10 protein-coding genes, 1 tRNA gene and 1 other RNA gene are annotated in these 14,761 nt (G+C 66.6%); 4 read left to right on the forward strand and 8 right to left on the reverse strand.

Features of this window, described 5'->3' with window-relative positions; translation table 11 throughout:
• Window positions 1-74 precede the first annotated feature (74 nt).
• Both mutS and lysA read left to right on the forward strand, forming a co-directional pair.
• Window positions 75-2,972 carry a DNA mismatch repair protein MutS gene (gene mutS / locus GD606_RS01595; protein ID WP_163300419.1) on the forward strand — a complete coding sequence of 966 codons (2,898 nt, stop codon included), beginning with the start codon at window positions 75-77 and terminating at the stop codon, window positions 2,970-2,972.
• A 13-nt stretch (window positions 2,973-2,985) separates the two neighbouring features.
• Window positions 2,986-4,236 (forward strand): diaminopimelate decarboxylase, encoded by a 1,251-nt coding sequence (lysA, locus tag GD606_RS01600; protein ID WP_163300420.1) that lies wholly within the window; start codon window positions 2,986-2,988, stop codon window positions 4,234-4,236.
• Between the two features lie 66 nt (window positions 4,237-4,302).
• Here lysA and ffs read toward each other — a convergent pair.
• Both ffs and GD606_RS01610 read right to left on the reverse strand, forming a co-directional pair.
• Window positions 4,303-4,396: signal recognition particle sRNA small type (gene ffs, locus GD606_RS01605), an RNA gene on the reverse strand.
• Window positions 4,397-4,405: 9 nt separating this feature from the next.
• A tRNA-Ser gene (locus GD606_RS01610) sits at window positions 4,406-4,495 on the reverse strand.
• Window positions 4,496-4,798: 303 nt separating this feature from the next.
• Here GD606_RS01610 and GD606_RS01615 point away from each other — a divergent pair.
• Window positions 4,799-5,917: a metal-dependent hydrolase gene (locus GD606_RS01615; RefSeq protein ID WP_163300421.1), complete on the forward strand. Its 1,119-nt coding sequence runs from the start codon at window positions 4,799-4,801 to the stop codon at window positions 5,915-5,917.
• A 123-nt stretch (window positions 5,918-6,040) separates the two neighbouring features.
• On the opposite strand, the gene GD606_RS01620 is transcribed toward GD606_RS01615, so the two are convergent.
• Together GD606_RS01620 and GD606_RS01625 are read right to left on the reverse strand one after the other, a co-directional pair.
• Entirely contained in the window at window positions 6,041-8,116 is a 2,076-nt protein-coding gene (locus tag GD606_RS01620) for a thioredoxin domain-containing protein (protein ID WP_176629180.1), read from the reverse strand.
• 85 nt (window positions 8,117-8,201) lie between these two features.
• Entirely contained in the window at window positions 8,202-9,368 is a 1,167-nt protein-coding gene (locus GD606_RS01625; protein WP_163302182.1) for a pyridoxal phosphate-dependent aminotransferase, read from the reverse strand.
• Between the two features lie 226 nt (window positions 9,369-9,594).
• Here GD606_RS01625 and GD606_RS01630 point away from each other — a divergent pair, with 226 nt between their 5' ends.
• Window positions 9,595-10,488 carry a DMT family transporter gene (locus GD606_RS01630; RefSeq protein WP_163302183.1) on the forward strand — a complete coding sequence of 298 codons (894 nt, stop codon included), beginning with the start codon at window positions 9,595-9,597 and terminating at the stop codon, window positions 10,486-10,488.
• A 28-nt stretch (window positions 10,489-10,516) separates the two neighbouring features.
• Here GD606_RS01630 and GD606_RS01635 read toward each other — a convergent pair whose 3' ends face one another.
• From GD606_RS01635 to GD606_RS01650, 4 genes are all read right to left on the reverse strand, one after another.
• Complete coding sequence (locus tag GD606_RS01635) at window positions 10,517-10,873, reverse strand: helix-turn-helix transcriptional regulator (RefSeq protein ID WP_246298921.1); 357 nt, start codon at window positions 10,871-10,873, stop codon at window positions 10,517-10,519.
• Window positions 10,874-10,907: 34 nt separating this feature from the next.
• Window positions 10,908-11,120 carry a cytotoxic translational repressor of toxin-antitoxin stability system gene (locus GD606_RS01640; RefSeq protein WP_246298922.1) on the reverse strand — a complete coding sequence of 71 codons (213 nt, stop codon included), beginning with the start codon at window positions 11,118-11,120 and terminating at the stop codon, window positions 10,908-10,910.
• Window positions 11,121-11,400: 280 nt separating this feature from the next.
• Entirely contained in the window at window positions 11,401-12,780 is a 1,380-nt protein-coding gene (locus GD606_RS01645) for a glycosyltransferase (RefSeq protein WP_163302184.1), read from the reverse strand.
• Window positions 12,781-12,919: 139 nt separating this feature from the next.
• A complete protein-coding gene (locus GD606_RS01650) occupies window positions 12,920-14,623 on the reverse strand; it encodes a glycosyltransferase family 2 protein (RefSeq protein ID WP_163302185.1) in 1,704 nt (567 codons plus the stop codon).
• Window positions 14,624-14,761 lie beyond the last annotated feature (138 nt).

Below are 14,761 nucleotides of genomic sequence, written 5' to 3' on the forward strand. Positions count from 1 at the left end.
GCGGCCTTCCCGATGTGTTCCCGAAGCGGGGGAACTCCCTCCGACGGACGCGCCACGAGGTGAACGCCCCCGGCATGAACGGCGTCAAACTTACTCCCATGCTGGAGCAGTACCTCCGGGTGAAGTCCGAATATCCGGATACGCTCCTTTTTTACCGCATGGGGGACTTCTACGAGCTTTTCTTCGAGGACGCCGTCACGGCCTCCCGGGAACTCCAGATCACCCTGACCTCGCGCAACCCCGGGGCCGCCTCTCCCGTGCCCATGGCCGGGGTGCCGCACCATGCCGCCGACGGCTACCTGAGCCAGCTTTTGGAGAAGGGCTTCCGGGTGGCGGTCTGCGACCAGATCGAGGACCCCAAGCTGGCCAAGGGGCTGGTCAAGCGGGCCGTGACCCGGGTCTTGACCCCGGGCACCACCGTTGAGGACGCCAGCCTTCGGGCCAAGGAACACAACTATCTGGCGGCGCTTTTCTGGGACGAGCGGGAAAAGGCCGGGGGGCTGGCCTGGGCGGACTTCTCCACCGGGGAATGGTCGGGGCTTTTCTCCCGGGATCAGGCCCGGCTGTGGCAGTGGGCCATCAAAATGTCCCCCCGGGAGCTGCTTTTGCCCGACGGCTTCGAGCCTCCACGCCAGATCGCGGCGGTGGGGCTGCAGATCAGCCGCTACCCGGCCCGACCCCATTTCGACCTGGCCCCGGCCACCCAGCGCATCCTCGCCGCCCAGGGCGTGGCCGACCTCGCCGTTCTGGATGTGGCCGACAAGCCGCCCCTGGTGCGGGCCATGGGCGCGATCTTAAGCTATCTCATCCAGACCCAGAAGCAGGACATCACCCATCTGTCCCCGTTTCGGCCGGTCAACCTCTCAAAGCACATGCTGCTCGACGAGGTCACCGAGCGCAACCTGGAGATCTTTCGCCGCCTGGACGGCAAAAAGGGCCCCGGCACCCTGGTCCACGTCCTGGACCGGACCATCACCCCCATGGGCGGCCGGTTGCTGGAGTCCATGCTGCGCCAGCCCTGGCTGGAGTCCGCCCCCATTCTGGCCACCCAGGAGGCGGTCAGCCTTTTCGTCACGGACGGGGCGTTGCGCGACGCGGTGCGGTGCGCCCTGGATTCGGTCTACGACCTGGAGCGGCTGGCGGCGCGTATCTATCTCAACCGGTGCGCCCCCAAGGACTTCGTGGCCCTGCGGCAAAGCCTTTTTGGGCTTGCGGCGCTGCGTGCGGCCCTTTTGGCCGTGCCCGGGAACGCGCCTGCCTCGGACGCTTGCCGTGCGGATGACGAAAACCCAGAGCCCGCCTCGGTTGGCGTCATGTCTAGCGACGAATCGTGCAACGTATTGAGTGACGTTTCCGGAGACGTATCGAGCGGCGTGTCTGGCGACGTTTTTGGCGACATTTCTGGCCTGGATTCGGCCCTGGGGAGGGCCGACGGCCCATACGCGCCAGACTCGCCTGTCACGCCCGACTCGCCGGTCACCCCGGCCTCCGGGGCCTTGGCCGGGCTTGCGGCGGTCCTGGCCCAGTGGGACGATCTGTCCGACATCCGTGATCTTCTGACCCGGGCCTTTGTCGATGCGCCGCCGCCCCTGGTCACCGAGGGCGGGCTGTTTCTGCCGGGCTACCGTCCCGAACTCGACGAGCTGATGGAGCTGACCGAGCACGGGGAGGGCAGGCTCAAGGAGCTTTTGGCCGAAGAGCAGCAGGCCTCGAACCTGCCGCGCTTAAAACTGGGGTTCAACCGGGTCTTCGGCTATTATTTCGAGCTGACCAAGTCCGGCGGCTACGTGCCCGAACACTTCGAACGCCGCCAGACCCTGGCCGACCGGGAACGCTACGTGACCCCCCGCTTGAAGGAGCTGGAAGAGCGGCTCATGGAGGCCGGGGAGAAGCGCAAGGCCCTGGAATACAGCCTGTTTAGGGAAGTGCGGGAGACCGTGGCCGCCTGTCGGCAGCGCCTGGCGTCCATGGCCGGGGTGGTGGCCCGCCTCGACGTCTGGCAGGGGTTGGCCGAGGCCGCCGTGCGCTGGGACTGGACCAGGCCGCAGATCCACGAGGGCCTGGCCATGGAGATCCGGGCCGGACGCCATCCCGTGGTGGAGGCCGCCGCCGGGGGCGACTACATCCCAAACGACCTGACGCTCGACGACGACCGCCGGGTGCTGTTGATCACCGGCCCGAACATGGCCGGAAAATCCACGGTGCTCAGGCAGACCGCGATCATCGCCGTCCTGGCCCAGATCGGTTCCTTCGTGCCTGCCGCGTCGGCCCGGGTGGGGCTGGTGGACCGGGTGTTTTGCCGGGTGGGGGCCTCGGACAACCTGGCCATGGGCCAGAGCACGTTCATGGTGGAGATGAGCGAGACGGCCCGCATCCTGCGCCAGGCCGGGAAGCGGTCCCTGGTGGTCTTGGACGAGATCGGGCGCGGCACCAGCACCTTCGACGGGCTGGCCCTGGCCTGGGCCGTGGCCGAGGCCCTGGCCGACCGCGAGGAGGGCGGGGTGCGCACGCTCTTCGCCACCCATTACCACGAACTCACCCGCCTGGAAGGCGTGCTCCCCGGGGTGCGCAACTATAACATCGCCATCAAGCAGTGGCGCGGGGACATCATCTTTTTGCGCCGCCTGGTGCCGGGCCCGGCGGATCGCAGCTACGGCATCGAGGTGGCCAGGCTGGCCGGGGTGCCCCGGGCCGTGGTGCGCCGGGCCGGGGAGATATTGGAAGAGCTGGAGAAGACCCGCGACGCCGCCGCCGGGGAACGGGCCGGTCATGGCCCGAAGTCCGCCGGGCAGCCAGCCCTGCCCGGGATCTTCGCCAACCCCGGGACCACGGGGGAGACGTGCCTGCCCTGCACGGCCCACCCCCTGTCCCTGGAACTGGCGGCCCTGGACGTGGACCGCATCACGCCGCTTGAGGCCTTGCGGATGCTGGGGGATTTCAAATCACGCTACGGCGGGGAAAACGCATCGTAAAAGGAGACGCGTCATGAATCATTTCACCTACCGGCAGGGTGAGCTTTTCGCCGAGAACATCCCGGTGGCCGATCTCGCCGCGCGCCACGGCACGCCGCTGTACATCTACAGCGCGGCCACCCTGCGCCGCCATTTCGAGGCCTTCGACTCGGCCTTCGACGGCCTGCCGCACCTGACCTGCTATTCGGTCAAGGCCAACTCCAACCTGTGCGTGCTGGGGCTTCTGGCCGAATGCGGCGCGGGCATGGACATCGTCTCCGGCGGGGAACTGCACCGGGCCCTGTCCGCCGGGGTGGACCCGCAAAAGATCGTCTATTCCGGGGTGGGCAAGCGCCCGGCGGAGATCGAGCAGGCCCTGGCCACGGGCATCCTCATGTTCAATGTGGAGTCCATGGGGGAACTGGACCGCATCAGCGCCATTGCCTCGCGCATGGGAAAAACCGCGCACATCGCCCTGCGCATCAATCCCGACGTGGACCCCAAGACCCATCCCTACATCTCCACGGGCATGAAGAAAAACAAGTTCGGCCTGGACATGGACAATTCGCTTCGGGCCTACGAGCGGGCCATGGATCTGCCCGGCATCGAACCCGTGGGCATCGACTGCCACATCGGCTCCCAGCTCACCAGCATCGAGCCCTTCCTGGAGGCTCTGGACAAGATCGTCAGCTTCGGGGACAAGCTCATGGCCCGGGGCGTGCCGCTACGCTATCTCGATCTGGGCGGCGGCCTGGGCATCACCTACAACGAAGAGGAGCCGCCGCATCCGGCCCAGTTCGGCGAGGCCCTGTCCGCCGCCCTGGAGAACCATCCCATGACGCTCATTCTCGAACCCGGCCGGGTCATCGTGGGCAACGCAGGCATCCTGGTCACCGAGGCCACGTATACCAAAAGCACGCCGAGCAAGGATTTCGTCATCGTGGACGCGGCCATGAACGATCTGGTGCGCCCGGCCCTGTACGATTCCTACCACGCCATCGGCGAGGTCAAAAAACACGGACGGCCGGAGAAAAACGTGGATGTGGTGGGCCCCATCTGCGAATCCAGCGACTTTCTGGCCCGGGGGCGGGAGCTTCCGGAAATCGAACCCGGCGAACTACTGGCCGTGTTCTCGGCCGGGGCCTACGGGTTCACCATGTCCTCCAACTACAATTCCCGGCCGCGCGCGGCCGAAATCCTGGTGGACGGGGATGTGGCGGTGGTGGCCAGAAAACGCGAGACCTACGAGGATTTGATCGCGCTGGAACGCGACTGCATCGAATAGCCCATGCCGCCTGACGGGTTCCGGGGACAGGCCACAAAAAAAGGCGCGGGGATCGCTCCTCGCGCCTTTGATGGAAACCGGACACCCGGCAACAACCGTTACCGCTGCTTCCTTTCGGACCTGACGGGGTTGGCGGCGTCGCCGCCGCCCGGCTTCCGTCGTTGTCATATGGCGGAGAGGGAGGGATTCGAACCCTCGGTACCGGTAAAAGTACACACGATTTCCAATCGTGCCCCTTCGGCCGCTCGGGCACCTCTCCGAAAGCTCGAAACTCTAGACGCGCCTCCCGAAAAAGGCAAGCGAAATGTTTGGCGACCCGCCCGCGAGATTGTTTGACGGCGGCGTTAATGACACTTGAAAATGGCCCATTTCGGGAACGCACGAATTGGCTGAACGCCTGGGGCTGCTCAAGGGAGCTGCGGCGGACTCCTTGCCGCCCCGCAAGGATGGGGGGCGTGGCGGCATGGAGCGTGACAAGGCGCATTGGGGCATTATATGCTTTCAGTCGTCTGCAACGGCAAACTGCCCGCGTGTCCCTCATACGCCTCATCAGGAGCACCCCATGGACCCCGTAACCCATGTGGCCAGCGGCATTCTGGTCGGCCAGGCCGTGCGCGACCGGTATCCGCGCGGCAGATGGCTGATTTTCTTCACGGTCCTTTGCGCCTGGATTCCGGATATCGACAACCTCGTGACCTACCTGGGGCCCGAGGCCTACATGCGTCATCATCGGGGCCTGACCCATTCGATCCTCGGCGGGGCGGCCATGGCCGTCCTTTTGGCCGCCGCGTTTCGGCCCCTGTCGCGGGGGGCGTCCTTCGCCAAAGTCTTTGCCCTGGCTTACGGCTGCATCCTTTTGCATGATTTCCTGGACGTCATCACCACCTACGGCACGCAGATTTTTCTGCCCTTTTCCGACGCGCGCATCGGGCTTCCGGCGGTTTTCATCGTGGATCCCATCTATACCGGGGTGATGTTGGTGGCCGTGATTTTGGGCTTTTTCATGAAGCCCCGGGCAAAGGCCGTGGCCGCCCTGGCCCTGGGCTGGCTCTTTCTCTATCCGGCGGCCAGCCTGGGGCTGCGGGAGATCGTGGCGGCGGCCCAGGAGAAACGCCTGGCGGCCGAGGGCCTGCCCCGGGCTGTGGCCCATGTGACCACGGACGCCCTAAGCCCTTTTTTCTGGAAGGTGGTGGTGGACGACGGCGAGAGCTACCGGGTGCGCGGGGCCAGCCTTCTGGAGCCCTCCGGCGGACCCGATGTGGCCGTGCGCGAAAAAGCCGACCGCAGGGAACTGCGGCGGCTGGGCCGGGACGCCCCGATCCTGGCCACCTACGACTGGTTTGCGGAATTTCCGGCCGTCAGCAGCGCCGCAGGCCCGACCGCTCCGACCTCCACGGCCGCTCCCAGCCCAGGCGACGGCCTCATTCCTGCGGCCCAGGCCGGGCAGGCCGCGACATCAGGCGACACATCCCCCCGGATATCCGCACCTGCCCGGACCTTGATCTTTTCCGACATGCGGTTTCTGGGCACGAGTCCGATTCTGCCCGAGGGCTGGCGCAATCCTGATCATCCGACCTTTTCCATGCGGGTGGAACTCGATGCGGCGGGGCGTCCGGAGCGGGTGTTTTTCAACCGGGGCGGGCGACCCGAACCGGTTTTCCCGGTTCCTTCCACCCCGTAACTCCTCAATGTAAGTCACCCCCCTTTCATCCACTCCCCCCCATCCCCTCCTTCCATCCCCCGGCGGTCTGTTCCGGACGCAGCGCGCCCGGAACAGACCGACGATACATGGGGTGCAGGGGCCTTAGGCCCCTGCCGGGGGCGTGGGGGCAGCGCCCCCACTTATCCCCTCTCCCAATATCCCCTCCAACTCCTCAACACTCCCCACGGGCGGCAGGCAGGTCCGGTCGCGGCACAGGCTGACCTTTGCCGGTTCGGCGTCCGGCACGAGGGTGACGAGCAGTCCCGGCGCGCCTGCCCGGCGCAGGGCCGCCAGGAGCGCCATGGTGTCCGGCGCGTCCGGGTCGCCGGTGACCGTGGCCAGGGCGTCCGGGCCGGTGGCGAAGGCCAGGGCGGACAGGAAGTGCGTGAAACCGGCGGGATAGTCTGCGGCCAGGGGGGCCAGGGCCGGGATGACCGTGCGGGCCGCGTCTTCCAGGTCCGGGCGATGGGCCAGGCGTCCCAGGGCGGTCAGAAGGAACAGGGCCACGGCATTGCCCGAGGGCACGGCGGCGTCGAAGAGGTCTTTGGGCCGAAGCGCCAGGGATTCGGCGTCGTCGGCAGTGAGGAAGAAACCACCGCGTTTTGGGTCGGCGAACCGGGCGGCCAGGATGTCCGCCAGGGCCAGGGCGGCGTCCAGGTGGCCGGGGTCCAGGGTGGTCTGGTGCAGCTCGAAGAGCCCCCAGGCCAGGAAGGCGTAGTCGTCGAGGAACCCGGACACGGCGGCCTGGCCGTCGCAGAAGCGGTGCAGCAGGCGGCCGTTGCCGTCGCGCATGTGCGTTAGGACGAAATTGGCAGCGGCCTGGGCGCGTTCGGCCAGCCTGGGCTGATCGAGTCGCCGGGCGGCCCGGGCCAGGGCGGCGATGGCCAGCCCGTTGGTGTCGGCCAGGATCTTTTCGTCGCGGCTTGGATGCACGCGCAGTTCGCGCACGGCGAAAAGCCGCTGCCGGATAGCCTCGGCCCGGTCGGCGGCGGCGTCGGGATCGAGCCCCCGGGCGGCGGCCCATTGCCGGACGGGCTGGGTCAGGTGCGGGATGTTGGCCCCGGTTTTTCGACGGGTCGACTCGTCGTGGAAATTGCCGTCCTCGGCGAATCCGTAAAGGTCCATGAAAAATGCCGCGTCGGACTCCGGCAGGACGGCGCGTATTTCATCTGCCGTCCAGACGTAGAATTTTCCCTCCACGCCTTCGGAATCGGCGTCCTCGGCCGTGAAAAAGCCGCCGTCCGGGGCGGACAGGGCGCGGTCCATGTAGCCCGCCAGATCAAGGGCGGCCTGGCGGTGGAAGGACCGGGAGGCGTCGTCCGGCGCGGCATGGGCCGTTTCGGCATGGGCCAGGAGCAGCATGGATTGGTCGGAGAGCATCTTTTCGAAATGCGGCACGAGCCAGTCGGCGTCCGTGGAATAGCGGTGGTAGCCGTGGCCGATGTGGTCGTGGATGCCGCCCAGGGCCATGGCCGTCAGGGTGCGTTCGGCCATGGCCCGGGGGGCCGGGTCGCCGGTACGCGCCGCCTGATCCAGGAGAAAAAGCAGGATGTGCGGCGAGGGAAACTTCGGAGCCGGGCCGAACCCGCCGCGTGCGGCGTCGAAGCTGCGGCTGAGTTGGTCCAGGGCCGTTTTGAAGATGTCCGGGCCTGGGATGTCGCCCTGGGCGGCGGCGCTGTCGCGCAGATGGTCCAGGATGCGGCCCGTGGCGCTTTCCAGTTCGCCTCGGCGGCCGTTCCAGGCCTGTCTGGCGGCGGCCAGGATGTCCAGGAGACCGGGGCGGCCGGGCGCGCCGACCTTGGGCAGATAGGTTCCGGCGAAAAAGGGACGGCCGTCCGGGAACATGAGGATGGTCAGCGGCCAGCCGCCCCGGCCGGTCAGGGCCTGGCAGGCGGCCATGTACACGGCGTCCACGTCCGGGCGTTCCTCGCGGTCCACCTTGACGGCCACGAACCCGTCGGCCAGGGCCTTCGCCACCTCGGCGTCCTCGAAGGACTCGTGCGCCATGACGTGGCACCAGTGGCAGGTGGAATAACCGATGGACAAAAACACGGGCTTGTCCTCGGCCAAGGCCTTGGCAAAGGCCGCATCTTCCCAGGGATACCAGTCCACGGGGTTTGTGGCGTGCTGGCGCAGATAGGGGCTGACCTCGGCGGCGAGACGGTTTTCTCCGGCCATGCGTCCTCCTTGGGCTTGTCTGTGGATGTAAGCATAAGACACAAAAGAGCAAGGAACGGCCGGGAAAACGCCCGTCTATGGAAAATTATTTTCCGAAGAATCGGTCGAGTCTGTCGAAGGCCTCGGTCAGTTCCGCCTCATCCGCGCCGAACGACAGGCGAAGCGACTGTTCGCCGCCGGGGCCGAAGGCGTCGCCCGGGATGGTGATGACGTGCGCCTCGCGGATGAGCCGCACGGCCATGTCCATGGGCGGCGCGTCGCCCCGGTAGCGGGCCATGATGTAGAAGGCCCCGGCCGGGCGCACGTAGGAGAGATGCCCGGACAGGGCGTCCAGGCGGCGGCAGGCCAGATCGCGCCGGGCCGAAAGGGCGGCGGCGAACCCGGCGAAGACGTCCTGCGGGCCGGTAAGGGCGGCCAGGGCCGCGATCTGGCCGGGCATGGGGGCGCAGATGGCGGCGCAGTCGTGCACCTTGAGCATCTGGTCCATGATGGGGCGTGGGGCAAACGCATAGCCCACGCGCCAGCCCGTGAGCGCGAACCGCTTGGAGAAGCTGCCCACGGCCACCATGCGCTCGCGAAGCTCGGGAAACATTGCCAGGCTTGTGGCCGGGGCGTCGTAGGACAGGCTGTCGTAGGTGTCGTCGCAGATGACGGTGAGGTCATGGGCCACGGCGATCTCGGCCACGGCCCGAAGGTCGGCCTCGGCAAAGACCGCGCCTGTGGGGTTGTGCGGCGAGGTGATGATGACGGCCCGGGTCTTTTCCGTCACGGCCCGGGCCACGGCCCCGGGGTCCAGGCTGAAATCGGGGCGAAGCGGCGCAAAGACCGGACGGCCGCCGGAGAGGAGCACCTGCTCCACATGGGAGGGATAATACGGCGCGGGTACGATGACCTCGTCGCCCTCGTCGACCAAGACCAGCATGGCCGCCAGAAGCGCCTCCATGGCCCCGACCGAGATGAGGATTTCGCTGTCCGGGTCGGCCGTCAGACCCTTTTCCCGGGCGAAAAGCCCGGCCACGGCCCGGCGCAGGGCAGGCAGGCCCGGTTGCAGCGAATACTTCCCGGCGGCAGGGTCGCGGCGAAGGGCGTCGCAGACTGCGTCGGCCACGAAACCCGGGGTGGCGAAAGACGGCACGCCCTGTCCCAGCGACACGCAGCCGCCCACCTCGGCGGCGAGCATGGGCATGAGCTTGGTGGCCGATATTTTGATGCGTCCGGCGCGGCGGCTGAAACGGGGCGTCTGTGCGGGCATGGCGTGGTCCTTTATGGGTGTGGCCGGTGTGGTTGGGGGAAGCCTCCGGCGGCCAAAGGGCGTGCGCCCTTTGGAATCCCGTCACGGGTTCGAGGCGTTGTCGCTGGCCGTGGCCGATTGGAACGGCCGTGTCGGCGTGTCCGGGCTTGCGTCGCCAGGTGGCCTTGGGTATGCCCGTGACCCCGGGTCGTCAAGATGCTTCCACGGCCCGGCAAGGAGCGTCACCATGCTTCGCGGGGTGCTTTACGTACTCGGGTCGGCCGTGTGCTACGGCGTGGGGCCGATCATCTTCAAGTCGGGCATGGCGGCGGGGCTTATGCCGCTGGATTTGCTCATGTGCCGGTTCTCGGTGGCGGCCGTGATCGTGGCCGTTATCCTGCTCGTAAAAAATCGGGGGCGGCTGCACATTCCCAGGCGGACCATGCTCCGGGCGGCGGTCGTGACCCCGGTTTTCAACTGCTCCCAGACCTTTCTCTTCGTCACCGCGCTGACGTACATCCCGGCGGCCACCAATTCGCTGATCCTGTACTTCTATCCCCTGGCCGTGGCGGTGCTGTCGCGGATTTTTTTCGGGTTTACGGCCGGTCGCGATTTCGTGGTCTCGCTTGGGTTGGTTTTGGCCGGGAGTGTGTTCGTCTCCGTGGATGCCTTCTCCTCGGCCGCTCCGCTGCCGGGGATTGCGGCCTCGATGGGGGCCATGCTGGTTTTTTCGGCGAACCTTATGGTGTTGCAACGGTTTTTAAAAAACGACAACCCCATGGAGTTCACCCTGTGCATCTTCGTGATGGCGGCGGTGATCTTTGCGGCCATGCGGGGACCGACGGCGGTTTTGGTCTATACGCCGGAGCAGGTGGTGTTCGCGCTTCTGGCCGGAATCGTGCCCACGGCGCTGTCCATGCCGCTTTTGTACGCCGGGGTGGCGCGCATCGGCAGCGCCTACGCCTCGATCTTTTCGTCTCTGGAGTTGGTGGTGACGGTGGTCTTGTCGTGGCTGGTTCTGGGCGAGGCCGTGTCCCTTGGGCAGGTGGCGGGCATGGGGTGCATCCTGGCCGGGGTGATTTTGCCGAATGTGGTGCTTATGCGGCGCTATCGGGATGTGCGGCGAGGCGGTAATCCGTAGACCAGGAGTTCGAGTCTCTGGGCAATCTTCATAAAAATCGAGCCCATGGCGCATTGAGCGCTTCCCCGAGCTTTCGGGCCATCTCCTTGCCGATGCCGCGCCTGCCGCACTCCATGTCGCTGATGTTTTGCGCCGTGACGCCAACCAGTGCGGCGAGTTTGGCCTGGGTCAGCGCCTCGCGGTAACGGTAGCCGCGCAACGCCCGTGCGGGAGACGATGGGCCGAAGGCCTCTTCAGGGGTGACATACCCGGCGCTGTCATCCTGTTCGTCGTCCTCAAGCAGCGCCCGCATGACCCGCTTGACCATCTCCGCCTTTTTGACCGGGACGCGATACGACAGGTCAACACATCCGTTCGTAATCCGCTCCCTCGTGGGCGCCGACATAGCTCTCCTCCATCGTGTCTTTTTCGATCATGCGTCAGATGACCACATAGGTGGGGCGGCCTTTTTTGACATGGCAATGGTGGCAATTCGGCCTTCCCGTGATCTTGCCGTAGTTCGGCCACCCGTTCTGGATCGGCCCGTCAAGCTCAAGATCGGCCACCAACTGGGCCACGGCGTCCAACACGACGGCAGGCAATCTCCGGGCCTGCTTGGCGACGCGCTTGGGTATGAGAACCGTCCAGGGCATGAGTAGTGTGTACTCATGGTGTGGGTATGCGTCAAGAGACATCGGAAAGATCGCCCCTCATCTCTCTCCTTTGGGGATTGAGCATCCCGGCGCAGGCGCTCAGGGCGAATGTGCGTGTGGTGATGGCGGGGTTGTCGTGGCTGATGCTGGGCGAGGCCGCGTCACTTGGACAGGTGGCGGGGACGGGGTGCCTCCTGGCCGGGGTGATTTTGTCCAACATGGTGCTGGCGAGGCGCATGCGGGACGTGCGGCGCGGGGCGGCGAGCGGCCACGCGACGGATCACCCGCCAGCGCCTTTTTCGGTACGCGTACTAACTCCTATCCAGTCCAGGACGGCCTGCGAGGTCGGGAAGGCCCGCTCGGTGTCGGCCATGGCCTGGGCGTAATGCCTGGTCCGTTCCGTGTAGCGCGGCGTCTCCAGCACCAGCCGGATGGTTTCTTTCAGCCCGTCCACGGTCAGGTTCCCGGCCGAAAGCATTTTCCCCACACCGATGCGTTGCAGCCGGGTGGCGTTGTCCGGCTGGTCGTAGCAAAACGGCAGCAGGATTTGGGGAACCCCGGCCCGCAAAGCGTCGGCCGAGGTGCCGATGCCGGCGTGATGCACGATCAGCCGCATGTGCCTGAGGAGCTCCGGCAGCGGTTCGAATTCCAGATGAATGATGCTGTCCGGAAGTCCGGCGGGGATGTCCGCGCGGGTTCCGGAAAGGAATACAGCGGGCTGGTTCAGGTCCAGGCAGGCCCTGGCGGCCAAACGGAAGAGGTCATGGTTGTGACTTTTTTGCGAACCGAAGGTGAAAAGAATCGGCGCGTCAGGCGTCGTCGCCATGAACCGTTGGAACGTCTCTGATGTGGCCGCGTTTGGCCGCATAAGCCTGGGGAAGCTTGAGAGGGCAACGTTTGGCGGCCAGTCCGGCTGGACGGGAGCGAACCATTCGGGGAAAAGGCCCACCGCCAGGTCCGGCGAGAAGAGGTAGTCCTCGAAGTAACGCGTCCGTTCCGGAAGCCCCAGGCCACGCCGGTAGCGGTTCAAAAAAGCGGCGCACTGGAAATCGGATGTCCGGATGTAGGCCTCGCTGAAGAGGCGTTTCCTGAAGGCGGAACGGTTGATTCCCACATAGGAGCGCGGATTTTCCCGGGGCGGGCCCATCAAAAGCCAGTCCAGCCCGCCAAGCATCCGGAAAAACAGCCGACTCCGCCACGATTGTCCAAGCCCCGTGAAGTCGATCCGGGGCAGGGCCGGGGGACGTACCCGGCTTGGGAAAAAAACGGGATAGGGGCACAGGGTGGCCAGCCGAAACGGGGTCGTCTCCCGGGCGATGCGCGCCCCCATGGCCAGGACCGAGGCCAGGACGCAGGTGTTTTCCAGGTCCAGGGAGGTCACGAACCTGAAGACCGGGTCCACGAAGGGGATGATCAGATCCGAAAAGAAGCTGTTTGACCCTTTGGCGATGTCCCAGGAAAAACGGTTCCGGGTGAAGTCGTCCAGCAGGCGTCCGTCGCACAGCGGCGCGAAATCAAGCCCCAGGGAGGCGGCTGTTTCCTGGTATTGGGGCAGGGTGGCGACTGCGACGTCATATCCCCTGTGTTTGAGTTCCTGGCCCACGGCCAGAAAGGGGTAGACATCGCCAAGGGTTCCGTACGCCACAAGCGTCAGTTTCATCGGTCATCCGGCAAGCGCGGGGAAGGGCGTGCGCAAGGCCGCCACCCCGGATCATGGGCCACGGCGGGACATCGCCTCGGGAATCCGCCGCCTGCCTGGGCGGATCCGACGGCCTGGGGTTCCAAGCAAAACAATCCCATTAGCGGCAAACCTCCCGTAACGCCTCGTTTTTGTCCTGCAAATCCTTCCACAGCACGGCGTAATTCTCGCTGCACAGCCTGCCGATATCCGCGTGCGCCAGCGCGCCCTCGAGCTTTAACTTGTTGCCCGCCACATGCGCCGACTGGGCCGTGGTCTTGGCCCGGGCCAGACTCGAGGTCTGCACATGATGCACCACGCAGCGACCCTCGTAGACCGCCGGAAACCCTGCCAGCCAGGAGCGCATGTCCCGCTCCAGGTCGTCGAACTGGGTGGGCGTGAACCGGATGTCGAAGGGTCCGGCCGCTCGCACCGCCGCGTTTGCGATCAGATGGCAGCAGCCCGACACCGACAGGGCCGGACGCCGGTAGCGGTACATCCCGAAATCGAGTTTTCCGGCGCAGGTGTCCATGACGAAGATGCGTTCGGGAACCTCGGCCAGAAGGCTCTGGCCGGTCTCGGGCGGCAACAGGTGGTAATCCGCCGATTGCAGCCGGTGCGGCGCGGGAATGTCCGCCACGGCGCAGCCCACGGCCCCGGCCTGGGGATTGGCCCGGGCCGCGTCCAAAAGGAGCGTCAGCCAGTCCCGGGGCGGCCGGGCGTCATCGTCCACAAAGGCCGCATACCGGGCGCAGCGCACCGCAGGCAGAGACAAAAGCCAGTTGCGGGCCGCAGGCGCGCCCACGTTGACCGGCAGGGTCACCGTCGAAAACTGCCCCGGCGCAAACTGCATGGCGGCCTGGGCGAGCACCTGCGGGGTGTCGTCGGTGGAGCCGTTGTCCAGGACGATCACCGGCGCGGGGCCAAGCCGGGTGCGGGCCAGATTTTCCAGGGTGTCGCGGAGAAAACCGGCCTTGTTCCAGGTGTAGAGCAAAACCGCGGCCTCGCCCGGGTGTATGTCCCCAGGCGACGGCGGCGCGGCGGGCCGGGGACCGCAGGCCAGATCATGCCGGACAAGCGTCAGGTTCACATGCCAGGGCATGGCCCGGCCAAGCGGGGCGAGAAAGCCCAGGGCCGCGCCGGTATCGCCCTCCCGGGCCAGGAGGGCGGCGGACAGCGCATCGGCGAGGTGCCCCCACAACTCCCGCTCCAGCCGGGAAAGACGCCGCAGGGCCTTGTCCGGCGATTCGCAGAAAAAGGCCGCCTCGGCGCACAGCCGTTCCAGAAGCGGCGGGAAATCGCGTATCGGCGAGCCTGCGAGCACCCGCAGCAAGCGGCCCATGTCCCCGGCATCGATGAGCGCCCCAAGTGCCTTGCGCAGCCGGAAAAGCCCATGGGCCGGATCGGCCGTGGCCTTGTCCAGGTAGACCCGGACCATGTCCGCATCGTCGCAGGCCGCCACGGCCTCCCACAGATCCGGATCGGCCGGGACCGCCAGCCGGGGAAGCAGCGCGGCCGCCAGGGCCCGGGCCGGGGCGGGCAGAAAGGGCATGGCCGCATCCAGTTCCAGGAGCGCCGACGTGACTTGTGGGTCCAGGGGGTCTTCCTGCCAGGCCCAGAAGAGCGACCCGGCCACGGCATGGGCCAGCCCCCGGTCCAGGGGCTTTCGGGACAAAAGCGATCGGACCATGGACAGCCGCACACCGGCGTGTTCCGAGGAGACGGCCCATACGGGCATGGCCGTCGCCAGCCGGGACAGGATGTCCGGCGGCAGTTCGGGCAGCGGGGGCAGGGGCCCAGGGGGCGCGGAAACGGTTGCTGTCATGAGGCGGCCTTTGCCCGTCAGGGCCGATGGTGCTACAGCAAAGATATGGTGCATCCGGCGTGATCCGTACGATCAGGCTTGCCGGGGAAGCATGCGGCCTTTTGGGGGCAGTGATGGCCGATGCCCGGCGATTTGTAA

The sequence above is a fragment of the Desulfolutivibrio sulfodismutans DSM 3696 genome, assembly GCF_013376455.1.
Lineage (GTDB): Bacteria > Desulfobacterota > Desulfovibrionia > Desulfovibrionales > Desulfovibrionaceae > Desulfolutivibrio > Desulfolutivibrio sulfodismutans.